This is a genomic window from Halomonas kalidii, assembly GCF_030010475.1.
Lineage (GTDB): Bacteria > Pseudomonadota > Gammaproteobacteria > Pseudomonadales > Halomonadaceae > Halomonas > Halomonas heilongjiangensis.
Window position 1 is genome coordinate 316,873 of sequence record NZ_JASCQN010000054.1, and the last position, 24,644, is coordinate 341,516.

The 24,644-nt window shown below is 67.8% G+C and carries 22 protein-coding genes; 10 read left to right on the forward strand and 12 right to left on the reverse strand.

Annotated elements, in window-relative coordinates:
• The first annotated feature begins 11 nt into the window (after positions 1–11).
• The 6 genes from QLQ85_RS21985 (at position 12) to ruvX (ending at position 5,455) form a co-directional block, all read left to right on the forward strand.
• Complete coding sequence (locus QLQ85_RS21985; protein WP_282740938.1) at positions 12–1,583, forward strand: aldehyde dehydrogenase (NADP(+)); 1,572 nt, start codon at positions 12–14, stop codon at positions 1,581–1,583.
• Positions 1,584–1,728: 145 nt separating this feature from the next.
• Positions 1,729–2,418 carry a CvfB family protein gene (locus QLQ85_RS21990; protein ID WP_282741021.1) on the forward strand — a complete coding sequence of 230 codons (690 nt, stop codon included), beginning with the start codon at positions 1,729–1,731 and terminating at the stop codon, positions 2,416–2,418.
• Positions 2,419–2,530: 112 nt separating this feature from the next.
• A complete protein-coding gene (gene gshB, locus QLQ85_RS21995) occupies positions 2,531–3,487 on the forward strand; it encodes a glutathione synthase (protein ID WP_282740939.1) in 957 nt (318 codons plus the stop codon).
• A 3-nt stretch (positions 3,488–3,490) separates the two neighbouring features.
• Positions 3,491–4,423, forward strand: coding sequence for an energy transducer TonB (locus QLQ85_RS22000; protein ID WP_282740940.1), 933 nt, complete (start codon positions 3,491–3,493; stop codon positions 4,421–4,423).
• 17 nt (positions 4,424–4,440) lie between these two features.
• Positions 4,441–4,998, forward strand: coding sequence for a YqgE/AlgH family protein (locus QLQ85_RS22005; protein WP_282740941.1), 558 nt, complete (start codon positions 4,441–4,443; stop codon positions 4,996–4,998).
• A 19-nt stretch (positions 4,999–5,017) separates the two neighbouring features.
• Positions 5,018–5,455, forward strand: coding sequence for a Holliday junction resolvase RuvX (ruvX, locus tag QLQ85_RS22010; protein ID WP_102627713.1), 438 nt, complete (start codon positions 5,018–5,020; stop codon positions 5,453–5,455).
• 20 nt (positions 5,456–5,475) lie between these two features.
• Here the strand turns inward: ruvX and QLQ85_RS22015 are convergent, their stop codons facing one another.
• Together QLQ85_RS22015 and pyrB are read right to left on the reverse strand one after the other, a co-directional pair.
• Positions 5,476–6,123, reverse strand: coding sequence for a hypothetical protein (locus QLQ85_RS22015; RefSeq protein ID WP_282740942.1), 648 nt, complete (start codon positions 6,121–6,123; stop codon positions 5,476–5,478).
• A gap of 153 nt (positions 6,124–6,276) precedes the next feature.
• Complete coding sequence (gene pyrB, locus QLQ85_RS22020; RefSeq protein WP_282740943.1) at positions 6,277–7,305, reverse strand: aspartate carbamoyltransferase; 1,029 nt, start codon at positions 7,303–7,305, stop codon at positions 6,277–6,279.
• Positions 7,306–7,493: 188 nt separating this feature from the next.
• On the opposite strand from pyrB, the gene QLQ85_RS22025 reads away from it, so the two are divergent.
• A complete protein-coding gene (locus QLQ85_RS22025; RefSeq protein WP_282740944.1) occupies positions 7,494–7,931 on the forward strand; it encodes a hypothetical protein in 438 nt (145 codons plus the stop codon).
• A gap of 89 nt (positions 7,932–8,020) precedes the next feature.
• Here the strand turns inward: QLQ85_RS22025 and QLQ85_RS22030 are convergent, their stop codons facing one another.
• Complete coding sequence (locus QLQ85_RS22030; protein WP_282740945.1) at positions 8,021–9,697, reverse strand: alkaline phosphatase family protein; 1,677 nt, start codon at positions 9,695–9,697, stop codon at positions 8,021–8,023.
• A 71-nt stretch (positions 9,698–9,768) separates the two neighbouring features.
• On the opposite strand from QLQ85_RS22030, the gene QLQ85_RS22035 reads away from it, so the two are divergent.
• From QLQ85_RS22035 to QLQ85_RS22045, 3 genes are all read left to right on the forward strand, one after another.
• Positions 9,769–10,563, forward strand: coding sequence for a helix-turn-helix domain-containing protein (locus tag QLQ85_RS22035; protein ID WP_282740946.1), 795 nt, complete (start codon positions 9,769–9,771; stop codon positions 10,561–10,563).
• 167 nt (positions 10,564–10,730) lie between these two features.
• Positions 10,731–12,620, forward strand: a complete 1,890-nt coding sequence (locus QLQ85_RS22040; RefSeq protein WP_282740947.1) for a TRAP transporter permease — start codon at positions 10,731–10,733, stop codon at positions 12,618–12,620.
• 58 nt (positions 12,621–12,678) lie between these two features.
• Positions 12,679–13,719 (forward strand): TAXI family TRAP transporter solute-binding subunit, encoded by a 1,041-nt coding sequence (locus QLQ85_RS22045; RefSeq protein ID WP_282740948.1) that lies wholly within the window; start codon positions 12,679–12,681, stop codon positions 13,717–13,719.
• Between the two features lie 11 nt (positions 13,720–13,730).
• Here QLQ85_RS22045 and QLQ85_RS22050 read toward each other — a convergent pair whose 3' ends face one another.
• The 9 genes from QLQ85_RS22050 to QLQ85_RS22090 all read right to left on the reverse strand — a co-directional run bounded on the left by QLQ85_RS22050 (position 13,731) and on the right by QLQ85_RS22090 (position 24,644).
• Complete coding sequence (locus tag QLQ85_RS22050) at positions 13,731–14,387, reverse strand: L,D-transpeptidase (protein ID WP_282740949.1); 657 nt, start codon at positions 14,385–14,387, stop codon at positions 13,731–13,733.
• Positions 14,388–14,751: 364 nt separating this feature from the next.
• The gene (locus QLQ85_RS22055; RefSeq protein ID WP_282740950.1) at positions 14,752–16,197 is read right to left on the reverse strand and encodes a sodium:solute symporter family protein; all 1,446 of its coding nucleotides are present in this window, start codon (positions 16,195–16,197) and stop codon (positions 14,752–14,754) included.
• A 305-nt stretch (positions 16,198–16,502) separates the two neighbouring features.
• Positions 16,503–17,924, reverse strand: a complete 1,422-nt coding sequence (locus QLQ85_RS22060) for an aminotransferase (RefSeq protein WP_282740951.1) — start codon at positions 17,922–17,924, stop codon at positions 16,503–16,505.
• 72 nt (positions 17,925–17,996) lie between these two features.
• The gene (locus QLQ85_RS22065) at positions 17,997–19,433 is read right to left on the reverse strand and encodes an APC family permease (RefSeq protein ID WP_282740952.1); all 1,437 of its coding nucleotides are present in this window, start codon (positions 19,431–19,433) and stop codon (positions 17,997–17,999) included.
• 75 nt (positions 19,434–19,508) lie between these two features.
• Complete coding sequence (locus QLQ85_RS22070) at positions 19,509–20,996, reverse strand: aldehyde dehydrogenase (protein WP_282740953.1); 1,488 nt, start codon at positions 20,994–20,996, stop codon at positions 19,509–19,511.
• Positions 20,997–21,256: 260 nt separating this feature from the next.
• Positions 21,257–22,231, reverse strand: a complete 975-nt coding sequence (locus QLQ85_RS22075) for a LysR family transcriptional regulator (protein ID WP_282740954.1) — start codon at positions 22,229–22,231, stop codon at positions 21,257–21,259.
• Between the two features lie 102 nt (positions 22,232–22,333).
• Positions 22,334–23,548 (reverse strand): acetylornithine deacetylase, encoded by a 1,215-nt coding sequence (gene argE / locus QLQ85_RS22080; protein ID WP_282740955.1) that lies wholly within the window; start codon positions 23,546–23,548, stop codon positions 22,334–22,336.
• On the reverse strand, positions 23,545–24,219 hold the full coding sequence (locus QLQ85_RS22085; RefSeq protein WP_282740956.1) for a DUF1028 domain-containing protein: 675 nt from the start codon (positions 24,217–24,219) through the stop codon (positions 23,545–23,547). Before QLQ85_RS22085 ends, argE begins: the two co-directional genes overlap by 4 nt.
• Positions 24,216–24,644 carry a RidA family protein gene (locus QLQ85_RS22090; protein ID WP_282740957.1) on the reverse strand — a complete coding sequence of 143 codons (429 nt, stop codon included), beginning with the start codon at positions 24,642–24,644 and terminating at the stop codon, positions 24,216–24,218. The genes QLQ85_RS22085 and QLQ85_RS22090 overlap by 4 nt, the downstream gene beginning before the upstream one ends.

Genomic DNA, 24,644 nt, shown 5'->3' on the forward strand with positions numbered 1-24,644 from the left:
AAGGAACATCCATGCAACCTACCGGACAGCAACTTATTGGCCAACAGACGGTGGCCGCCCATGGTGCACCAATCCAGGCCATCGATCCCGCCACCGGCGAGCGGCTCGAGCCCATCTACGCCGGCGGCAGCGCCGCCGAGGTCGCCCAGGCCTGCCAGCTCGCCGAGGCGGCCTGCGACGCCTACCGCGAGAGCTCGCTGGAGGCGCGCGCCGCCTTCCTCGAGGCCATCGCCGCCGAGATCGAGGCGCTCGGCGAGCCCCTGATCGAGCGCGCCATGGCCGAGACCGGCCTGCCACGCCCACGCCTGGAGGGCGAGCGCGGCCGCACCTGCGGCCAGCTGCGCCTGTTCGCCGCGGTGGTACGCGCCGGCGAGTGGCTCGACGTGCGCATCGACCCGGCCCTGCCGGAGCGCCAGCCCATGCCCCGCGCCGACCTGCGCCAGCGTCACATCCCGCTCGGCCCGGTGGCGGTGTTCGGCGCCAGCAACTTCCCGCTGGCCTTCAGCGTGGCCGGCGGCGATAGCGCCTCGGCGCTGGCCGCCGGCTGCCCGGTGGTGGTCAAGGCCCACTCCGCCCACCCCGGCACCTCCGAACTGGTCGGCCGCGCCATTCAGCGCGCCGTGGCCGAGTGCGGGCTACCGGAGGGCGTCTTCTCGCTGCTGTTCGGCTCGGGCAACGAGATCGGCCAGGCGCTGGTCGCCGACTCGCGCATCCAGGCGGTGGGCTTCACCGGCTCGCGGCGCGGCGGCACGGCGCTGATGGCCACCGCCCAGGCGCGCCCCCAGCCGATCCCGGTTTACGCCGAGATGAGCTCCATCAACCCGGTGTTCCTGCTGCCCGAGGCGCTCGAGGCGCGCGGCAAGGAAATCGCCGAGGGCTTCGTCGCCTCGCTGACCATGGGCGCCGGGCAGTTCTGCACCAACCCCGGCCTGGTGATCGGCGTCAAGGGCCCGGCGCTGGACGCCTTCCTCGCCGCCGCCGGCGAGGCGGTCCAGGCCAGCGCCGCCCAGACCATGCTCACCCCGGGTATCCACGCCGCCTATCAGGACGGCGTGGGTCAGCTCGCCGGCGAGGCCCGCGAGATCGCCCGCGGCCCGGCCGGCGAGGGGCCCCACCAGTGCCAGACCACACTGTTCGCCGCCCGCGGCGCCGACTTCCTGCAAAGCGAGGCGCTGCAGGCCGAGGTGTTCGGTGCCGCCTCGCTGGTCATCGAGTGCGCCGATGTCGCCGAGATGCGCGCCGCGGCCGAGGCCCTGGAGGGCCAGCTCACCGCCACCCTGCAGCTGGACGACGGCGATCTCGACGCCGCCCGGATGCTGCTGCCGGTGCTCGAGCGCAAGGCCGGCCGGATACTGGCCAACGGCTGGCCCACCGGCGTCGAGGTATGCCACGCCATGGTCCACGGCGGCCCCTATCCGGCGACCTCGGACGCCCGCACCACCTCGGTGGGCTCGGCGGCCATCCAGCGCTTCCTGCGTCCGGTGTGCTACCAGGCCCTGCCGGCCGGGCTCTTGCCCTCGGCGCTGCGGGACGGCAACCCGCTGGGGGTGACCCGGCTGGTGGATGGCCAGCGCGAGCCGTGAGGCGTCGGCATCCGGCTGATGACAAGCCAACAGTACCCTTCGGCGGCCCGCGTGGCCGCCATTTTTGTCATAATGGCCGCACACTTCTGCCGGAAATCGCGCCATGCCTGACTCTCGAGACCGCCGAGCCGCCCCGTCCCGCGCCATGCCGCGTCCCGAGCGTCGTTACCGTACACCAACAGTGGCGGTCGGCGAGGTCGCCTACCTCGAGGTGGTCACGGTCAACGACACCGGCGCCTTCCTCGACTGGGGGCAGCCCAAGGACCTGCTGCTGCCCTACGGCGAGCAGCGCTTTCGACCCACGCCCGGCAAGCGGGTGCTGGTGATGGTCTACGAGGATCAGCGGGGGCGGCCGGTGGCCTCGCAGAAGCTCGACCGCTTCGTCCAGGACGAAGCGACGGGGCTGGCGCCGGGCGACGAGGTGACGCTGGTGATCGCCGACCAGACCGACCTCGGCTTCAAGACGGTGGTCAACCACCGCTTCTGGGGCCTGCTCTACCGCGACGACGTGACCCGGCCGCTGCGCCGCGGCCAGCGTGTCGCCGGCTATATCAAGCGCCTGCGCGACGACGGCCGGCTGGATCTCTCGCTGCTGCCGCCGGGGGCGGCGCGTCTCGACGTGGTGGGGGAGCAGGTGCTCGAGGCGCTGCGCGCGAGCGGCGGCTACCTGCCGCTCTCCGACAAGAGTCCGGCGGCCGAGATCAAGGCGCGGCTGGGGGTGAGCAAGAACGCCTTCAAGCAGGCGATCGGGCGGCTCTACAAGCGGCGGCTGGTCGTCATCGAGGACGCGGGCATCCGCCTGGCACCGGGTAACGACGGCGACGCGAGCCGGTAGGTCCCGGCCGCTTCCGGGGGACCACCCCCGGCATGGGTGCCTTGGTGTTGTCGCGGGGCCTGCGGCATACTGCCGGCATTCCCATTCTTCTTGCCTGTGGACACCCGAACCGATGAGCGAACGCATGCTGAGGGTCGGTGTGGTGATGGATACCATCGCCGACATCGCCTACAAGAAGGACACCACCATGGCCATGCTGTGGGCGGCCCGGGACCGCGGCTGGTCGCTGCACTACCTGGAGCAGGAGGACCTCTTCCTGCGCGACGGTCGCGCCTTCGGCCGGATGCGCGATCTCGAGGTGCATCGCGACCCTGCCCACTGGTTCGATCTCGGGGTGCCCGAGCCTAGGCCGCTGGCCGAGCTCGACGTGATCCTGATGCGCAAGGATCCGCCGGTGGACGCCCACTTCCTCAATGCCGTGCACCTGCTGGGCTTCGCCGAGCGCGAGGGCGTGCTGGTGGTCAACCCGACCCGGGCCCTGCTCGAGTGCAACGAGAAACTCTTCGCCCAGCAGTTCCCGCAGTGCTGCACCCCGACCCTGGTCTCCTGCAGCGAGCCGGTGCTGCGGGCCTTCCATGCCGAGCACCGGGACGTGATCCTCAAGCCCCTGGACGGCATGGGCGGCAGCGGCATCTTCCACGTGCAGCCGGAGGGGCGAAACCTCGGCGCCATCATCGAGACCCTCACCGAGCGCGGCCGGCGCCAGATCATGGCCCAGCGCTACATTCCCGAGATCAGCGAGGGTGACACCCGTATCCTGCTGGTCGACGGCGAGCCGGTGCCCTATGGCCTCGCCCGGTTGCCCATGGCCGGCGAGACCCGCGGCAACCTGGCCGCCGGCGGCACCGGCGTCAGCCGCGAGCTGACCGCGCGCGACCACTGGCTGATCGAGCAGGTGCAGCCGATGATCCGCGAGAAGGGGCTGATGTTCGTCGGCCTCGACGTGATCGGTGACTACATCACCGAGATCAACGTGACGAGCCCCACCTGCGTGCGCGAGATCGACGACCAGCGCGGTACCGACATCGCCGGCCTGCTGCTGGACGCCATCGAGCGCCGCCTGGGCTGAGCCATGTCGGTCCATGTCAGCGACCCCATCCAGTACGCACCGGTCACCCGGCCGCACCGCCGCTGGCTGGCCTGGTCGCTGGCGCTGCTGCTGCACCTGGCGGTGATCGGCATCGTGGCGAGCTGGCAGTTCGCACCGACCCCGGCCGAGCGCACCAGCCTCGACGTGGTGCTGGTGACCCGCTCCTCGGATACCCCCGTCGAGGCCGAGGCGATCGCCGAGGCCGACCAGCTGGCCCGTGGCGAGCAGCGGGAGGAGGCGCCCGCCGAGTCCCGCGCCGCGCCCATGGACGACTTGCCCGTGCTGCAGGAGGCGGAAAGCGCGGTGGATCCGGCCACGCCCGCGGAGCCCGAGCCGGCCGCCGCACTGGAACAAGACGAGCCCGAGGCGGTGCCCGACGAGGCCGCGCCGCCGACGGCCGAGGCGCCGAGCGAGGCCGACATTCCCCCCGAGCCCCGGGCCAGCGCGCCCCAGGCGGCGGAGTCGCCGGCGGCGCCCTCCGCGGCGGCCCCCTCGGCCTCCGGCCGTGACCTGCTGGCCCAGGCGACCCGCAGTATCCGCGAGCAGGGACTCACGCCGGAGACGCAGGGCCCCGAGGGCGATGCCAGCCAGCAGGCCGCCCGGCGCGCCGCCGAGGCTCGCTACATCGACGACTGGACCCGCCGCGTCGAGGACTACGGCAACCGGGTGCACCCGGCGCCGCGCCATCTGCACGGCCAACTGCGCATCCGCGTGGTGATCGGCCGCGATGGTCAGCTACATCAGGCAGAGGTGGTACAATCCTCGGGACACGCCGAACTCGACCGGGCGGCACTGGACACCGTGCACGGCGCGGCACCCTACCGGCCCTTCGACCGGGGCATGGGGGAGCTCGACAGCCTGTCCATCACCCGCGTCTGGCGGTTCGGCCAAGGCAATCATTACGGCGTGCGTTAGGACCGCCGGGGAGTCTCATGCAAAGCTTGAAAAACCACTTCCTGATGGCGATGCCGCACCTGGAAGACCCCAATTTCGCTGGCAGCCTCAGTTACCTCTGCGACCATGACGACAACGGCACCATGGGGGTGATCGTCAACCGGCCGCTGGAGCTGACGCTTGACGCCCTGTTCGAGCAGCTGGAGCTGGGTGGCGAGGCGAGCCCGCATCGCGATGCTCCGGTCTACTATGGTGGTCCGGTGCACAAGGATCGTGGTTTCATCCTGCACCGCGGTAACAGCGACGTCTGGGATTCCAGTATCCAGGTGGCCGAGGACATCGCCCTGACCACTTCCATGGACATGCTCCAGGCGCTGGCGGCGGGCGAGGGGCCCGAGCAGTTCCTCGTCTGCCTCGGCTGTGCCGGCTGGGAGTCCGGCCAGCTCGAGGCCGAGCTGATGGACAACGCCTGGCTCACCGTGGAGGGGCGGGCCGACATCCTCTTCGAGGAGCCCCCGGAGCAGCGCCTCTCCGCCGCCGCCGGCATCCTCGGCATCGACCTCAACCTGATGACCCGCGAGGCCGGCCACTCGTGACGGCCAAGGGGTAGGTAAGATGACGGGCCAACGGCTGATCCTGGCCTTCGATTTCGGCACCCGGCGCATCGGCGTGGCGGTGGGCAACGAACTGCTCGCCAGCGCCCGGCCGCTCGAGCCGCTGCCGGCCCGTGACGGCATTCCCGACTGGGCGGTGGTCTCGCGGCTGGTGGAGGAGTGGCGGCCCGAGCTGTTCGTGGTGGGGCTACCGCTGGAAGTGGACGGCAGCGAGGCGGAGATGTGCGTCCGCGCGCGCAAGTTCGGCAAGCGCCTGTTCGGCCGCTACGGCATCCCCTGCGAGATGGTCGACGAGCGCGGCTCGACCCGCGAGGCCAAGGCCATCGCCCGGGCGGCGGGGCACCGCGGCAACTATCGCGACGAGGGGGTCGACGGCATCAGTGCGGTGCTGATCCTCGAGAGCTGGTTCGCCCGCCGGGAGGGCCTGCCGCCAGGCTGAGGCCGGCGGCGGCCGATCGGTCATGCCGGGCTGGTGTCGCCGCCGGCGTACTTGTCGGCGAAGTCGCGCACCGAGATGCAGGTGAACTTCTCGATGAAGAACGCCAGGGTCGCCGGGCAGGTGAAGCGCTCCTCGAACCTCTCCACTTCCGCTTCCCGCTGCCGTACCACGCTGGCACGGTACTCGTTGCCGGCCTTCTGTACCCTGACGGTCGCCTGACGATCCTCGTCCTGCTTCTCCACCGTCATCTCACGCTGCGCTTCCAGCAGCTTGCCCAGCACCATGCCGCCTTCGAGTTCCTCCGGCGTGGCCCAGAGCGCCTGGTCGCGATTGCCATAGCGGTAGAGGATGATCACCAGCAGCAGCGAGAAGATGGCACTGGTCAGCAGCCAGGTGATCTCGACACCGGACGGTGAGGCGGCAAAGACCAGGAACAGCTGCAGCACCGCGGCAACGCCCAGCAGGCAGGCGAAGGGGCGCCACATGCGCGGGCTCATGAACCCCTTGTTCAGGATATAGCCCCATAGCCCGGTCACGCCCATGGCGCCCAGAACGAGCAGTGGCAGTGCCAGCAGGGTGCCGCCACCGGCGAGCACGGCGATCACCCCGATCAGGATCAGCAGGCTATAGAAAGCCGCCAGCAGAACATAGGCGCGATGCAGGGTCATGGGGGTAGTGCCTCCCTTCATTGTCGGTTGCCGGGGTCGGCAACACCTCTTGTTGTCCGCGGGGTCGGCGGCCTCGTCGCGGGCCGCCCGCTCAGCTTCGCATATTCCCCGGCGCACATCAGCATAGCCGATGGACGGCGGCCCGCCGCATGATCAGAAGGGGGCGTCGTCAACGCCCACTCGGCCGGGCACGAACCAGCGCACCGGGCGCAGGTCCTTCTCGATCAACTCCTCCACTTGCAGCAGGGTGGCGAAGATCGCCATGCGCACCGGAATGCCGTTGTCGGTCTGGCGGAAGATCGCCAGGCGCGGGTCGCCGTTGAGATCCACGTCGAGGTCGTTGGCATCCGGCCGGCTGTCCCGCGGCAACGGGTGCATGACGATGGTGGTGTCCGAGCAGCGGGCATCGAGGAAGGCGCGGTCGACGGTGAAGTCCCGCGACAGGCTGAAGCCCTCGCTCATCTCGGCGGTGAAGCGCTCCTTCTGGATGCGCGTGGTGTAGACCACGTCGAGGTCGGAGAAGTCGCCGGCCAGGCTCTCGCGCTGCTCCACCCGGTGGCCGCGGGAGACGACAAGGTCGATCAGGTGGCTCGGCATCTCCAGCCCCGGCGGTGCCACCAGGGTGATGCGCATCGGGTCATGGAGCGAGAGCAGCTTGATCAGCGAGTGCACGGTGCGGCCGTACCGGAGGTCGCCGGTGAGCAGCACATGGGCGCCGGCCAGCGGCTTGCCGAGCCGGGTGAACTCCTTGTCGATGGTGTAGAGGTCGAGCAGCGCCTGGCTGGGGTGTTCGCCGGGGCCGTCGCCGCCGTTGATCACCGGCACATGGGTCGCCGCGGCGAACTCCGCCACCGACCCCTGCTCCGGGTGGCGCATCACGATGGCGTCGCAGTAGCCGCTCATCACCCGGCTGGTGTCGTAGAGCGACTCGCCCTTGGCCATGGAGGAGAAGGTGAAGCCGGTGGTGTCGCAGACGCTGCCGCCCAGCCGGCAGAAGGCCGCGTGGAAGCTGACCCGGGTGCGGGTGCTGGCCTCGAAGAAGAGGTTGCCTAGCACGGCGCCCTCCAGTACCCGGGTGACCTGTCGGCGCTGGGCGATGGGCTCCATGCGCGCGGCGACCCGCAGCAGGTGATCGACATGGTCGCGGGACAGGGAATCGACGGAGAGCAGGTGGGAACTCATCGAGGGCCTCGGCTGGCAGCGGGGAACGGGGACTGGGCGCTAGTGTAACCCCCCGGGGCGCTCGCTTCACGAGCTACCCGCCCTGCGGACGATTGAGTTTCAAATGAAACTATTTTGATCCGGGTCAAGGCAGGCCATCCCCGCGCGGGCGATACTCTCTTCGAATCGCCATCAAGGGAGACCGACTCATGGCCCATACCGACATCACCAAACGTCGCACGTCCTGGTGGGAGCGCCTCGGCGAGCACTGCTACCGGGTGTCCACTCCCCAGCTGGTAAGGGACATGCAAAACGAGGCGTCCCTGACCTTCGAGGAGCTGATCAACGACCTCGGGGCGCCGCTGGATGCCATTTTCGAGCGTGAAGTGGCCAGGCAGATGAACCAGGGGGCCTACCTGGCCTTCGTGCCCGCCGAGACCCTGATGCCGGTGATGATGCAGCGCTTCGGCCTCGAGGCCTCGCGCATTGCCGAGGACAGCGACGTTCGGGCGATGCGCCGGACCTGCAACGCCTGCCCGGTGGCCGGCCACTGCTGGCGCGCCATGCGCCGCGATGCCGGCGTCGAGGAGTGCCGAGGCTTCTGCCCCAATGCCGAGGCGTTCGACCGCCGGGCGGCCGTGGCCTGACCTCGCGACCGTCGCTCCTGCCAGGCAGCGGCCCCCGATATCCTGGATATCGGGGGCCGCTCGCTTTCCCGCTGCCGGGCCGGTGGCCATTACCAGACGCCGAACAGGTAGCCTCGCTGGTGGGCGGAGCCCGTCGCCGCGGCGACGCGTTGGTTGCTGACGGTCACGCGGGTCCTGCGTTCCAGGCTCCAGTTCGTCAAGGCCTCCTCCATCGCCCGGCTGATCTCCTGATACGCCGCGCGGGCGGCCAGGTCCTCGAGCTCGTGCGGGTCCTCGCGCAGGTCGAAGAGCTGCGGGCGATGCTGCTCGTAGTGGATGTATTTCCAGCGCCCGTCGGTGACCATAAAGGCCCTGGCTTCGTCTGGAGCCAATCCCAGCTCCTTCCTTGCCGGCCGCCAGGCATAGTCGGCCTCGCTGAAGGCGTGGGTCCGCCAGTCGGTCGGGGTGGCGCCGTGGAGCAGGGGCTGGAGCGTGCGACCTTCGAGCACATGGTCACAGTCGCTGCTGTTCCCTCCGGCGACATCGACGAAGGTGGGCACCAGGTCGATGGCCTCCACGAGCCTCTCGCAAGTCGTGCTGCGGGTGGCGTCGGCCTGGTGCGACGGGTCCACCACGATCATCGGGATCCGGGCGCTGGGCTCGTGGAACAGCTCCTTCTCCCCCAGCCAGTGGTCGCCCAGGTAGTCACCGTGGTCCGAGGTGAAGACGATCAGGGTATTGTCCAGCTGGCCACGTTCCTCGAGGAAGGCCATCAGCCGCCCGACATGGTCATCGAGCTGGGTGATCAGCCCCATGTAGGCCGGAATCACCCGCTCACGCACCTCGACGCGGGAGAACTCCAGTGACTCGGGATGCTTCATGAAGGCCTCGAGTACCGGGTGCGGCTGCTCGCGCTCCTGTTCGGAACGCACCGCCGGGAGGATGTCCTGTCGTCCGTACATGGCGTGATAGGGGGCCGGCGCCATATAGGGCCAGTGCGGCTTGATATAGCTCAGGTGCAGGCACCAAGGGGTGTCGCCGGCCTCCTCGATGAAGTCCATGGCGCGATTGGTGGCGTAGGCGGTCTCCGAATCCTCCTCCCTGACCCTGGCGGGGAGGTGGCAGTGGCGCATGTGCCAGCCGCTCAGCACTTCCCCATTCTCGCCCTGCGCCGAGTTGGCGTGAGCATGCCAGGGGTTCGGCCCCGCATAGCCCTTGCTGCGCAGGTAGCGGTTGTAGGGCAGGTCGGGGTCGGCGCTCTGGTCGGGGTGCAGGCCGTCGTCGCGCTCGAAGGGCTCGAAGCCACACTCGCTCACCAGCACGCCGCGCGACGAGTCGGGATCGATGCCCAGGCGGGCCATGCCTTCGTCGTCGCGCCGCATGTGGGTCTTGCCGACCAGGGCGACCCGATAGCCCTCGGGACGCAGGTAGTCGCCGATGGTGCGCTCATCGACCCGCAGCGGCACGTTATTGTAGCTGGCGCCGTGGCTGATCGCGTAGCGGCCGGTGTAGAAGGACATCCGCGATGGCCCGCATACCGGGGCCTGGCAGTAGGCCCGGGTGAAGTTGACGCCGCGTGCTGCCAGGGCATCGATGTTGGGCGTGCGGATGGAGGGGTGGCCGTTGCAACCGAGATAGTCGGCCCGTAGCTGGTCGGCCATGATGAACAGGATGTTGGGTTTCCGGGTGGACATGGGGTGAACCGCCTGCGCTTCGGGAAGTGACGCCAGGAGGGCCGGCTGCTGCAAGGCATGCAGCAGCCACGGCCCTCCTGGCAGGAAGGTCATGCGCTGACTTTCCATTGACAGTACGGCGGTGGCAATCGACGCTTTCACTGCGTAAAAACACGAGGTGGGCAATGTCCAAGCAGATTCGCGCCCTTGCCAGGGGCCTGGCCGTCGTCAATGCCATCGACCGGGCCAGCGGCCCGGTGAGTCTGGGCGAGCTCCACCACGCCACCGGTATCGATCGGGCCACCATCCTGCGCATCCTGGCCACCCTCGAGCACGAGGGCTGGGTCTACCGGGGGATGGGCGACAAGCGCTATCGCCTGACCTACCGGCTGCATGATCTCGGCGAGCATGTCAGCGTGCACGATGCCATTGCCCAGATCGCCGCTCCGGTCCTCGAGCAGCTCCAGGACGAACTCGTCTGGCCCTCGGACATCGCCATCTACGACGGCAAGGGAATGGCCATCATCGAGACGTCGCGCCGGCGCACGGCGATCGTCCTCAACCGCGAGGTCATCGGTTACCGCCCGAGCATGCTGAAGTCGGCGATGGGCCGCGCCTACCTGGGGTTCTGTGATGAGCGTCGACTCAAGACGATTCTCGAGACGCTCAAGCAGCAGGGTGGGGAAGAGGCCCGGCTGGCCGCGGACGAGGGGTATATCGATGGCTTGCGGCGCCTGGTCCAGCGGCGAGGTTATGCCCAGCGCGATCCCACCCTGTTCCCCCTGCCTTCGCCCAGCGCAGAGGAGTTCTCGGCCATTGCCGTGCCGATCATCGTGATGGGCGATGTGCAGGCCTGCCTGAGCCTGGTCTGGGTGAAATCGGCACACCAGGGGGAGCCGGTGGAGGAGCGTTTCGCCCAGCGCCTCCAGGCGGCGGCCGAGCAGCTGGCGCAGGCCTTTCAGGAACACCAGCTCTATTGAACGGGGCGGCTGCCCGGGCTTATAGAACTTTGGTCGACAGCGACCGCTCTTTCGGGGCTTTCCTTTCACCCTGTAAAAGTCGCCTATGGGCGGGGGGGCGATCGGGCCATACAGTTGCAGCGACAACAATCAATCCTGGCGACGAGCCGGGATGAAGGAGCGCCCCGATGACGACCACGCCCCACCCGCACTGGCTGTTCCGCACCACCCGCTGGCTGAGGCAGGCACTGTTCCTGCTTTTCGCCGTGGCCCTGGTGGCCGGCGCCCTCTACACCGCTCGCTTCGGCATCTACAACGAGACCCTGGCGCGCGTGGGCGGGCTCGGGCTGGGCATCCTGCTGCTGCTGACGCGACCCGGCGTCACGACTCGCCCCGTGAGGCTGCTCGGCGACCTGGTGCTCACCACGATGTTCGTGGCGGCCCTGGTGCGCTATGCCATGATCGCCAACGCCCTGGAGTTCGGTCTCTATTTTCTGGTGCCCATCGACGTGGTACTGGGCATCGGCGCCCTGGTGGTGGTGCTGGAGATGGCGCGGCGGGCGGTGGGGCTGCCGCTGGTAATGGTCTGCCTGGTGGCGATCGCCTATGCGCTGTTCGGCCAGTACTTCGGCGGCATGCTCGGCCACTCCGGGGTCAACCTGGAGAACCTGATACTGACCCTATGGTACAGCTTCGATGGGGTATTCGGTCGTCCCCTGGCGGTGGTGGTGGGCACCATCATCGTCTTCATCATCTTCGGCACCCTGCTCGAGGCGCTGGGCGCCGGCGAGGTGCTGCTCAAGCTGGCGATGCGCGGCCTCGGCTGGCTGCGTGGTGGTACGGCCCATGCGGCGGTACTGGCCAGCGCGCTGTTCGGCTCGGTGTCCGGCAGTGCGGTGGCCAACGTGGTGGGGACCGGCGTCGTCACCATCCCGATGATCAAGCGTACCGGGTTTTCGGGCCGCTTCGCCGGCGCCGTCGAGGCCGCGGCGTCGAGCGGGGGGCAGATCATGCCACCGATCATGGGGGCCGTGGCCTTCATCATGGCCGACCTCACCGGGATTCCTTACCTCTATATCTGCCTGGCGGCGCTGATCCCGGCGCTGCTCTACTACGGCAGCCTGTTCGTCTGCATCTCCGTGGAAGCCAAGCGCCAGGGCATCGCGCGTCCCGATCCCGCCCTGCTGCCGCGCATGGTCGGTCGCGACTGGTGGATGCTCTCCGTGTTCGTCGTGCCGCTGGGCCTGATCATCGGCCTGCTCATCGGGGGCAGCTCACCGGCCATGGCCGGGTTCTGGGCTACCGCCACCGCCCTGGGGCTGGGCCTGTTGCTCAACCGCCGGGCGCGTTCGCTGACGGCGCTGCGCGAGGCCGTGACCGGAGCCGCCGGTGCCAGCGCCAAGATCCTGGTGGCGGTGGCGGCGGTGGGCGTGATCGTCGGGGTGATGAACCTCACCGGGCTGGGGCTGCGTTTCGCCTCGGCGGCCCAGGCGCTGTCGGATGGCTCGCTGTTGATGTCGCTGATCGTGATGGCCATGGCGTGCCTGATGCTGGGCATGGGAATGCCCACCGTGCCGGCCTACCTGATCATCATCCTGGTGATGGGGCCGGCGGTGGAGGCGCTCGGCGTGCCGACCGTCGCGGCGCACATGTTCGTGGTCTACTTCGCCGTGATGTCGGCGATCACCCCGCCGGTGGCGCTGGCGGGCTATGCGGCGGCGTCCATTGCCGATGCCAATCCCATGGGCATCAGCGTTACCGCCGTGCGCCTGGCGCTGATGGGCTTCCTGGTGCCCTTCGCCTTCGTCTACAGCCCGTCCCTGCTGCTGATCACGGACTTCTCGCTCGGCGAGTTCGTCTGGGTGCTGCTGCGGCTCGCTGCCGCCATCTGGATGCTGGCGCTGTTTGCCGGGCGGGGGCCGTTGTGGGCGACGGCCGGCATGGCCGGTGCCATCCTGCTGGTGCTGCCGGGGCTCTACCTGCAGCTCGGCGTGCTGGCCGCGGCCGTCGCGGCGGAGAGCCTCCATCACCTCGCCCGGCACGATATCTCGAAGAAGATGACCTCGCTTTCCCTTTGAACTCCCTGCGGCTCACCGCTGCCGGAGAGCCTCTCCCGACCCGACCCGGAGAACAACAATGACCACAAGCTACGCCACCCTGCATCTCAAGCGCATCATGACCACCGGCTTCCTGTGTACGACGCTGCTGACAGGTGGGGCAGCCACCGCCGCCGAGAACCTGCGCATGTCGACGCTGGGGCCGGGGACCTCGCCCTATATCGTCATGAACACCTTCGCCACCATCGTCAACGATCGGCTCGACGACTACGACATCCAGGTGAACGCCACCGGTGCCGCCACCCGCCACGCCGTGGAAACGGCCCAGGGGCGCTCCCACTTCTTCATGTCCTCGCCGAACCTGTTCCACATGATGGCCACCGAGACCGGCCCCTACAGCGATGCCCAGGGAGTGGGAGCGCTGTCGGAGAACCTGCGCACCGTCTTCAACTTCCCCATGGGCTTCTACCACGTGGTGACATTCGCCGATTCCGGCATCGAGAGCTTCGATGACATCCAGGACAAGAAGGTCTTCCTCGGTCCGCCGGGAGGCGCTGCCTATCAGACCACCCGGCTGTATATCGAAGGCATGACGGGGTTGCAGCACAACGAGGATTACGATGTCGTGGCCCTGGGCTGGGACGCGGCGGCCCAGAGCTTCCAGGACGGACACATCGACGTCTATTTCAACCCGACCCTGCCGCCAAGCCCGGCCATTTCGCAGATTGCCCTGACCAACCGGATCCGGCTGCTCGGCATTCCCGACGATAAACTCGATGATCCGGCCATGGGGCCGGTGCTGGAGCGCCCCGGTTTTCGCCTGGGGACCATTCCGGCCGGTGCCTATGGCGACAACCAGGTGACCGAGGGCGATATCCGTACCGTCGGCGTGACGGTGGGGCTGGTGGCCAACAAGGACGTACCCGAAGAAGCCGTCTACCGCATGACCAAGGCCTTCTGGGAGGGGCTAGACGCACGCTCGGCCCAGATCCCCGTGCTGAGAAACATCACCCTCGACGACGTCTTCGTCGACATCAACACGCCGCTGCACCCGGGCGCCGAGCGCTACTACCGCGAGATCGGGCTGGAGATCCCGGAGGAGGCGCTGGCCTCCGACTGAAGCCGGGCCGATCAGCGGATCACCACCAGCATGCCGACATCCAACCAGCGCTCCAGCATCTGGATTTCCGTGTTGGTGACGGCAATGCAACCCTCGGTCCAGTCGCGAATCTGGTGGAGATTGGCGGGGCGATTGCCGAGGCCGTGGATGCCGATGTGGCCGCCCAGCGGGGTATGGGCCGGAGGGTGGCCGTTTCGGCGCCGGTAGCTGCGGTAATCGTGGTAGTCCTCATCGCTGAGAATGCCGCTCTGCCAGGCCTCGTGAGCGATTTCCGGGGTCGGGTAATCGATCCCGAAGAACAGCCTGAAGCGACTCTGGCGATTGATCCTGTCGATGCGAAAGTCACCGATCGGCGTCTGGCTGCTGCCTTGCAGGCGGATACGGTTGGCTCCGGCCGTACCAAACGCCAGGTAAGGGATCGTCAGGATGCGTTGCTCGCCCTGGAACAGCGCCAGTTCGCGTCGCTTCAGGTCGATGCGTACCCAGACCTCTTCAGGTGCCACCGCAGGGAATTCGATGGCAGCCAACTCGGACCATAGCGAGACCGATCTCTCGGTCGCCGTAGTAACGCTCGCGACCCAGGGTGCATGGCTGTGCAGGCCGGCCTGCGTGCTCGTCGCGATCAGCAGCAGGGTGGCGGTCAGCACCACTGACAGGGACTTGGGCATGGTCGCCCCCCGAGGATGGCCATTGGCTCACCTCGATTGTCACGGATTCTCGGGTGCGACCATCCCGTTTATAGCGCAGGTTTTCGCCGCCAATTTTTCGTTTTGAGGGCACGCCAGCGATAGCGACATCATGCCCTGCTTCAGGCGTGGCGCCGACACAGCGCCACCAGCCGCGCCTTGGACGGCACACCGAGCTTGGCGTAGGCGTGCTTGCGGTAGGCCGACGGCATGGCCTCTGCCTGGCTGGCGGAGGGCCATGGCGAGGTGCCCATGGCCTTCGTCTCCCACGCCGGCAGCGACACCATGGGCCGGCTCGCCCCCCAGCACCGGCTGGGTTGTCTGGTCTAGCCGGGTGGCCTCGACTTCAGTTCGCCAGTGACTCTTTCACCCGCCGTTCGGTGGACTTCCTTGTCAATGAACTAACCGCGAAATAGGTGACGGCCGAGACCAGACAGCCCAGCAGCGGTCCCTGAACCCATCCCATGTCCGTCGCCATCAATATATAGGCACTCGTCGTGAACCCCGAGGCGATAGAGGCGAGAGCCCCGATGCTGTTGCCTTGCCAGAAGGTGGAGCAAAGGGATACCCCGAACAGCGACGCCATCAGGGTGCCGTTGCCGAGGACCCCCAGCCACAGCACCATCACCGGAGGCAGGTAGGCCATGGTGACGAACGCCATGACTCCCACGACCACCACCATCAGCCGATTGAAGCTCATGCGGCTGAAAAAGCCTGACTTCACTCCCAGTGCATGGCGCACGTCATAGGAGATCGCCGTGGAGATGGTATGCATCAGGGAGTTGGCCGTGGACTTCATGGCAAAGAGGATGAATAACGTGATCACGCTGGCCATGGTCGGGCCGAAGGCGCTCTGGATAAAGGTCGGCATGGCCAGATCCGGAGCCTCGAGGTTCGGGAAGTAGGCCCGCGCGTAGAGCCCGGCCAGGGGGGTGAAGTTGAGAAGCAGCCCGAAGATGGCGACCCAGATCCCCACCCTGGCCATGCTGACGTCCTGCTTGATGGCCAGGAAGCGCACCGACATGTAGGGCAGCACCGCGGCCCACATGAAGGCATAGGGCAGCACCAGGAAGGAGGCCAGGGTGCTGTCGCCGTAGGGGGCCCCCGTGGAGGGGTTGGCGAGTTCGGGATCGATGCTGTTCAGGCCCGCGATCAGTTCCCCGGCCCCGACCTGGACGAAGATCACATAGGCGATCGCGCAGGAGGCCCCCACCATCCCCAGGATCATCACCGTGTCGGTCCAGGCCACGGCGCGCAGGCCGCCGAAGATGGTGTAGCCGATCACCAGCAGGGTCACGAACAGCGCCGCCGTATTCGATGAGATACCCAGCCAGCCCGACATCAGCAGACCGATCGCCCGAATCTGTGAAACCAGGAAGACGCTCAGCAGCAGCACGATGATGATGGCGGAAATGGCCCGCAGCCAGCGCCCCGCCATCCCGTCCGAGTGACTGTTGGCGATATACTCCGAGATGGTCCGGCTACCCATCTTGTGCGCCTTTCTCCTCAGGAAGCCGGCAAAGAAAACCGTGGCGACCAGGAAGGCCGGGGTATAGAAGACATTGGAGTAGAGCTCGAAGGAGCCATATTGATAGGCGACGCCCGGTGCCCCCATGAAGACGAAGCCGCTGTACCCCGTCGCGATGATGGTGGCGGCGGCGACGAAGGGCCCCAGCGAGTTGTTGGCAACGAGAAAGCCCGACTCGTCCTTATCCCCCGCGGCACGCATCGACCACCATGACAGCAGGAACATGGCGGCGGCCGAGAGGAGAAGTAGCGTCCAGTTAAGCATTGGGCTTACCTCCCTTCTGGTTCTCTGACTGGCACGAGTCCAGCATTAGGGCCAGTACGGCGATGGCCAGCGTCACGGTGGAGGCCACGAAGAACCCCACGAAAGTCCACGATTCCATAACTCCCTCCCGATCTACTCTTGTCGAAATCAAATGCTCCGGAATTCGAGACACGCCGGCCCCGAAGCCGGTGAAGAGGGCACCGGCCCATGTCCTGGCGGCTTCAGGGCTCGACGAGAGTCGCTACGTTTGGAACGCCGTCAATGGCGCTGCATGCGCCGGCCCGTTCCGGGGCAGGCGGATGCCCTCAACGGGACAGGTAGCCCTCGGCGCGCAGGCCTGCGGTGACCTCGAGGATGCTCTCCTTCAGGGTCTCGGCGACGAAGTCGGCGTCCTCGCGGGTGAGGATCAGGGGCGGCGAGAGGATGTTCATATGCGCGAGCGGGCGCACGATCAGGCCACGCTTCTGGCAGGCGTCGGCGATGCGGTTACCCACCTTGGCCGCCGGATCGATCAGCTCCTTGGTCTCTTTATTCGCCACGTTCTCCAGGCAGATCATGAACTTGCGCCCCCGCACATCGCCTACCAGGTCGAGCTCGCCGAGCTCGCGGATGCGGCTCTCGAAGTAGGCGCCGACATCCTTGACGTGATCGCAGATGTCCTCGCGCTCGAGGATCTCGATGTTCTTCAGCGCCGCGGCGCAGCTCACCGGGTGGCCGGAGTAGGTGAAGCCGTGGGTGAAGATGGCGCCCTCGGCCTGGGGCTTGCTGATCACCGCATAGATACGGTCGGAGAAGATAGTGGCCCCCAGCGGCAGGTAGCCGGAGGTGAGCCCCTTGGCGCAGGTGATGATATCCGGGACGATCTCGAACTCGTCCTCGGAGGCGAACATGTGACCCAGGCGACCGAAGGCGGTGACCACCTCGTCGGAGACATAGAGCACGTCGTACTTGCGGCACACCGCGAGGGTCGCCTTATGGTAGCCCTCGGGCGGCACGATCACCCCGCCGGCGCCCATGATCGGCTCGGCGAAGAAGGCGGCCACGTTGTCCGGGCCGATCTCCAGGATCTTGTCCTCGAGCTCCCGCACCTTCGCGTCACAGAAGGCGTCCAGGCTCTGGCCTTCCGGACGACGATAGGGGTTGGGGCAGGAGATGTGATGCACCAGTTTTTCGTCGATGTCGAAGCCGATGTGGTCGACCTTGACCCCGGTGATCGACATGGCCATGTAGGTGCTGCCGTGGTAGCCGTCGATGCGCGAGATGATCTGCTTCTTGGTGGGCTTGCCGAGCTGGTTGAAGTAGAAGTGGATCAGGCGCACCGCGGTGTCGTTGGCCACCGAGCCCCCGCAGCCGTAGAAGACGTGGTTGAGATCGCCCGGGGCCAGCTCGGCCAGCTTGGCGGCGAGTCTGGCCGCCGGCGGCGTGGTGTGGTGGCCGAAGGTGGAGAAGTAGGGAATGGCGCAGATCTGCTCCGCCACCGCCGCGGCGATCTCCTTGCGGCCATAGCCGATATTGACGCACCACAGGCCACCGATGCCGTCCAGGTAGCGCCTGCCGTCGGCGTCCTGGATGGAGACCCCGTCGGCGGCGGTGAAGACCATGGAACCGGTCTCCTTGAAGGTGGAGAAGTCGGTCCAGGGGTGCATGAAGTGATCGCGATCGGCTTCCCAGATCCGCTGCTTCTCGTCGCTGGCGGTCGTGGTGACGGTTTGGTTGAGGCTGTTCATGACGGCACTCCTGTTCGAGTCGGGGGCTTGCTGTTGTTAGCAGGCGTCGGGCCAGGCACCCGACACCGGGTATCAGTCGTTCTGGGTGGATGCCTCGACCCCCAGCGCCTCCAGGGGCTCGGGGCGAAACAGCGGCTTCTTCATCACGCCCTTGATCCACACCACGGCCACCAGGCTGACGATGCCCAGCACCACGCCGGCGCTGGTGAAGATCCAGGTGGTCAGCTCCGGGGCCGGCGAGGCGTAGACGATGGCGTAGACCATGCCGACGATGCCGATCAGCTGGGGCAGCGGGTAGAAGGGGGTGCGATAGGGACGCTCGGCGTCTGGATAACGGCGACGCAGGGCGATCACGTTGACGTGGGCGATGATGTAGGCGAGCAACCAGGCGATGGCGGCGGCCACCAGCAGCAGCCCCACGGTGCCCGGCTCATTGCCCCAGATCAGCAGCGGCAGGCCGGTGACGCCGGCGATGAACAGCACCGCCACCCAGGGCACCCGGCTGGTCGGCGTCAGGCGACCGAGGAGCGGGAACACCTGCCCCTGCTCGGCCATGCCCTGGAGCATGCGCGGCACCGAGGCCAGCGAGGTGTTGAGGGTGCTGCAGGTGGCGGTGACCGCCGCCACCGCCAGCAGGAAGGTGCCGGAGCCGCCGAAGGCCGCGGTGGCATACTCCAGGTGGGGCAGCTCGGCGTTCATCAGGGTCTCGCGGGGAATGTAGAAGAGCGCACCCAGGCAATAGAGCAGGAAGACGCCGAAGATCATGGTCAGGCCGACGAACATGGCGCGGGGAATGTTGCGCGCCGGGTTGCGGCACTCCCCCACCAGCGGGCAGACGAACTCCACCCCCACATAGCCCCAGATGGCCAGGGCGATCAGGGTCAGGGCACCGTCGCCCAGGTTGAACTCGCCGAAGAGCTGCCCAGCGGCGATCTCGTGAGGCGCGAAGCCGCCGCTCAGGGCGCTGACGCCGAGCAGGGTCAGGGCCACCACCATCACGAAGGCCAGCAGGTTCTGCAGCTTGGCGAAGACATCGATGCCGAGCAGGTTGAGCGCGGTGAACACGCCGAGGATGCCGAAGGCGATCCAGAGGCTGCCGCCCAGGCCGGGATAGAGCACCCCCAGCAGGTAGTCGACCAGCAAGAGCTCCGCGGAGAGCGCGAACATGGCCACCACCACATAGCCGGAGAAGACCGAGAGGATGGCCGGGAAGTGGCCCAGCGCGACCTCGGTATAGGCACTCAGGCTGCCCGCCCGGGGCACCATCAGCGCCAGTTCCGAGAAGGACGCGGCGTAGCAGAGTGCCAGCACCCAGGCGATGGTCAGTGGCACGATGAAGGCGGCGCCGGCGATGCCGACCCCCTGGAGCATGATCACCATCACGCCCTGGGAGACGACCAGGCCGACCGCCACTGCCAGCAGTGATTTGAAGCCCAGGACACCACGGGGGGTGTCGCTGGTGGTTGCCACGGCAGGGGCGCCGGCAACCGGGGGCTGTGTCTGTTGCATTGTCGTCACCTTCGTTGTTGTTGTGCTGTCGTCGACACTCGCCGCCGGGGTCGGGCGACGAGCGGGGAACTTCGCTCAGAGGCGAATCCAGGTGGTCTTGAGTTGCGTGAACTTGTCCAGGGCGTGCAGCGACAGGTCGCGGCCAAAGCCGGACTGCTTGTAGCCGCCGAAGGGGGTGGTGAAGTCGATGGCATCGACGGTGTTGACCGAGACGGTGCCGGCCTGCAGGCGGCGCGACACCCGGTGCGCCCGGGACAGGTCACGGGTCCATACCGAGGCGGCCAGGCCGTAGATGGAGTCGTTGGCGATGGTCACCGCCTCGTCCTCGTCGGCGAACTCGATCAGCACCGCCACCGGGCCGAAGATCTCCTCCCGGGCGATGGTCATCCGGGGCGTGACGCCCTCGAAGAGGGTCGGAATGACGAAGGCGCCCTCGGCATCCGCCGCCGGGGCCTCGCCCAGGGCCAACCTGGCGCCCTCTTCCACGCCCAGTTGGATAAAGCCGCGCACCCGCTTGGCATGATCGTTGTCGATCAGCGATCCGACCCGGGTCTCGGGATCCAGGGGATCACCCACCTTGAGCCTGGCGGCCTCCTCGACGAAGCGGGCCACGAAGGCCTCCTTGATGTCGCGCTGCACCAGGATCCGCGAGTTGGCGGAGCACACCTCGCCCTGGTTGAAGTAGATGCCCTGCACCGCGGCGGCGGCGGCGGCATCCAGGTCGCAGTCGGCGAAGATCAGGTTGGGGCTCTTGCCGCCACACTCCAGCCATACCTGCTTCATGTTGGAGGCAGCGGCGTACTCAAGGAAGCGCTTGCCGGTCGCGGTGGAGCCGGTGAAGGCGAGGCAGTCCACGTCCGGGTGCAGCCCGAGCGCCTGACCGGTGACGTGGCCATGGCCGGGCAGCACATTGAAGACGCCGTCGGGCAGCCCCGCCTCCTTGGCCAGCTCCGCCAGGCGCAGGGCGGTGAGCGGCGACTGCTCCGCCGGTTTGAGGATCACGCTGTTGCCGGCGGCGAGTGCCGGGGCCAGCTTCCAGGCGGTGATATCGAGGGGGAAGTTCCAGGGGATCACCGCCGCCACCACGCCGACGGGTTCCCGGGTGATGGTGGCCAGGTTGTCGCCATCGGTGGGCGCCACCTCGCCATAGAGCTTGTCGGTGGCCTCGGCGTACCAGGCGAAGCAGCCGGCGGCACCGGGGATATCGATGCCGTGGGCATCGCTGATCGGCTTGCCGGTGTCCAGGGTCTCGAGCAGCGCCAGCTCGTCCCGATGCTCCATCATCAAGGCCGCCAGGCGCTGCAGCACCGCCTTGCGATGGGCCGGTGCGGCCCGGGACCAGGTGCCCGCCGCGAAGCTCGCGCGCGCCGCGGCCACGGCCCGATCCACGTCCGCGGCGGTGCAGGCCGCCACCTCGCCCAGCGCCTCGCCGGTAGCCGGGTTCCAGGTAGTCAGGGTACCGCCATCGGCGCCCTCGACACGCTGCCCATCGATGAAGGCGCCACCGGGCAGGCTCAGCCGAGTGCGCAGGTCACGCCAGTAGGAAAGATCGTGTGCCGCCATGGGAAGCACTCCAGTCGTCGGGGGTTGTAGTTATGGGCCTCGAGAGGCATGAATCACGCTTGGTGAGTTCACGATAGTCCTGGGGGTTGATTAGCTAAAATATTATTATGCTAAGCCTTGGCTCAGTTTTTCTTATGCAAAAAGGAACTCAACCCGCCGGCTGCGCGGTTCATTGATAAAGGGGAAATCGTGGGCAGCGACGCCGGGCCCCGCTGGCCCAGCTCGCAGGGCGGCAAGGCCAACAGGGCGCGCCGGTGGCGTCAATCCGCGTCCTGGAGTCCGATCAACGGCTCGGGTGCCTGGACGAGATAGGGCGCCAGCAGCTCCAGGGTCGGCGTCAGCGTTTCGACGTTGCAGACCAGCCGGTGCATGGCCTCGGCGGCGGGGCTCAGGCGCAGCCCGCGCAGACAGGCGATGCCCATGGAGAGCGGCGGCGCCTCGTCGTCGAGGGTCAGCGCCTTGAGCCGCCCGCCATCGAAGGCGTCGAGGGTGGTCAAGGGCGTATTGAACAGCGAGAAGCCGAAGCCGTTGGCCACCAGACCGCGAATCATGTCCATGGACTTGGCGCGGTGAGCCACGGTGGGCGAGAGGCCCAGAAGGGAGAAGATCGACAGGAAGTACTCGCGGCTCAGCGGCCAGTCGAGCATCACCATGGGATACTTCACCAGCTCGGCGAGGCGCACGCTGTCGCGACTGGCCAGGGGGTGAGCGACGCTGACCACCGCATAGGGGGGAAAGCGGTAGAGGGGCGTGAAGTCGATGCTCTCGGGGACCTGGAGGTCGTAGGTGAAGGCCAGCTCGTAGTCCCCCTTGCCCAGCCCGGCGACGATATCCGCCTGGTTCATCTCGTCGCACTGCAGGCTCACCGCCGGGTAGCGATCGGCGTAGCGGCGCAGCAGTTGGGGCAGGAACACCGGAGCGAAGGTGGGAAAGGCCACCAGGCGCAGCTCGCCGCCGATCTCCTCGCCCAGGGAAACGGCGAAGCGCTCCAGCCCCTCGGCGTCACGTAGCAGCTGCTTGGCGCGCACCAGCAGTTGCTTGCCGGCCGGCGTCAGGGAGAGCCCCTGGGCATGGTGGCGCACGAAGAGCTGCAGGCCGGTGGTCTCCTCGATCTGCTGGATGGCCGCCGAGATGGAGGGCTGGGAGACATGCAGCTGCCTGGCCGCCTGGGTGACGCTGGAGAGGTCGCCGGCGACGACGAAGTAGCGCAGCTGCTTGAGGGTAAAGTGACGCATCGACGGATATCCGGACTCGGGGCTCGAAGCGGCGGCGCCGCCTCTGCCGAGCATACCAAGGCTGGCCCAGTGACGTTAGCATCGCCAACTGTTCCGGCTCGGCTAGTCGGAGCCCAAGGAGACGCAGGCGCGATCCAGGCGCGCCACCGCCTCGGGGTCGGCCAAGGCCTCGGTCAGCCGCGCCAGGAAGGCCTCGCAGCGGCCCAGCTGCTCCCGGGTCACGTACTCGTCGGGCTGATGCCCCTGGGCCATGCTGCCGGGGCCGCAGACCAGCGTGGGAATACCCAATTCCTGCTGGAAGAGCCCCGCCTCGGTACCGAAGCCGATGCGCTCGCGGCCCGGGCCGGCCAGCAGCGCCAGGATTACCTCCACCAGCTCGCCCTGCTCCGCCATGGCCAGGCCCGGGTAGTCGCCGAGCCACGTCAAGGTGACGCCCGCCTCGGGATGGCGCGCCCTGAGCTCGGCATCCAGGCGTGCCACCTCGGCCTCGAGCGGCGCCAGCAGGCGATCCGGGTCCTCGTCCGGCACGTTACGCACTTCGAAGTCGAAACGGCACTGGGCCGGCACGATATTGAGCGCCGAGCCCCCCTCGATGGTGCCCAACTGCAGGGTGGTCCAGGGGATGGCGAAGCGGGTATCGAAGGGCCCGACCTCGGCCTTGGCGGCGGCGGTGTCGGCGAACCACTGGATCAGCGGCGCCGCCTGCTGGATGGCATTGATGCCCTCCGGGGCCATGCCGGAGTGGCAGGCCTTGCCCTTCACCTCGATGCGGCCGGCCAGCTTGCCCTTGTGGGCGGTGGCCAGTCGCATCGAGGTGGGCTCGCCCACCACACAGGCGGCAGGGCGCACCCGGAAGCGCTGCATGGCCGCCAGCAGGCTGCGCACTCCCACGCAGCCCACTTCCTCGTCGTGGGAAAAGGCCAGATGGATCGGCGCGGTCAGCTCGGCGCGAGCCATGGCCGGTACCGCCGCCAGCACCGCCGCCAGGAAGCCCTTCATGTCCGCGGTGCCGCGACCATGGAGGCGCTGCCCCCTGGCGGTCAGGCAGTAGGGGTCGCTGCTCCAGGCCTGGCCGGTCACCGGCACGGTGTCGGTGTGGCCGGACAGCATCACCCCGGGGCGGTCGCGGGGCCCGATGGTGGCGTAGAGGTTGGCCTTCTCGCCGCAGGCCGAAGGGATCAGGGTCGCCTCGATGCCCTGCTCGGCGAGCCTGTCCCGCACGAAGAGGATCAGCGGCAGGTTGCTGCGCTCGCTGGTGGTATCGAAGGCGATCAGTCGCTTGAGCAACGCGACACACGCCGTCGAGGCGTCGCTCATCGGTCGTCTCCCGGCACCCCATAGCCCGGTGCCTGGTTGGGATCGATGGCGCGGCAGACATAGGCGTCGCGCTGGGGGCGGTAGGCCTGCCACACCATGCGCAGCTCTTGAATGGGAGCGATATGCCAGTCCACCCGCAGGTCCACCACCGGCCAACTGGCCCGGTCGGTCACCTTGAGCCCCGCCGAATACACCGGGCCCATTTCACCCCCGGCGGCCAGCCCCGCCTCCAGCGCCGCCAGCAGCCGCTCGGCGAGCTCCCCCTCGTGGCGCTCGAAGGTCTCCACCAGGGCGTCGATCACCGCGGTGTCGGCGAGCATGTTGCCACCGGCCACGCAGTCGCGGCCACGGCGAGTGGCATGGACCCCCAGGGTCTCGGTGCCGCTGTGCACGGCGCTGCGCCCCTTGGCGTCGAGCACTTGAAGCTGGCGCCATTCGGGGAAGCGCTCCTCCGCCACCAGCCGCGCCAGCACCGACTCGGCATCCAGGCCCTGGGCCAGCAGCTCGGTGCCGCGCTGGCCCAGCACCGGGTTGGTGACGTTCTGGGTCAATACCACCCCCACGCCGGGGGCGATAAAGGGGCAGCGGCTGGCCACGCAGATGCTCGAGGAGCTGATGGCGGTGCCGAATTGGCCGGTCTCGCGGCACAAGCCGGCGATGGAAAAGGTCATGCGGCTCCCTCCTCTGAGTCGGGAATCACGGCGATCACATCGATCTCCATCAGCCACTCCGGCTGGGCCAGCCCCGCCACCACCAGGCCGGTGGAGATGGGGAAGACGCCCTCGAGCCACTGACCCACCACCCGGTAGACCGGCTCGCGGAAGCGCGGGTCGGTGATATAGGTGGTGGTCTTGACGATATGACTGAGGTCGCTGCCGGCTTCCTCGAGTAGCTGCTTGACGTTCTTCATCGCCTGGTTGGCCTGGGCGGCGGGGTCGCCCAGGCCGACCAGGCGCCCCTCGAAGTCGGTGCCCACCTGGCCACGCACATAGACGGTATTGCCGGCCCGCACCGCTTGGCAGAGGTCGTTGTCCAGGCTCTGGTTGGGATAGGTGGCCTTGGTATTGAACATGCGAATTCGGGTATGCGTCGGCAT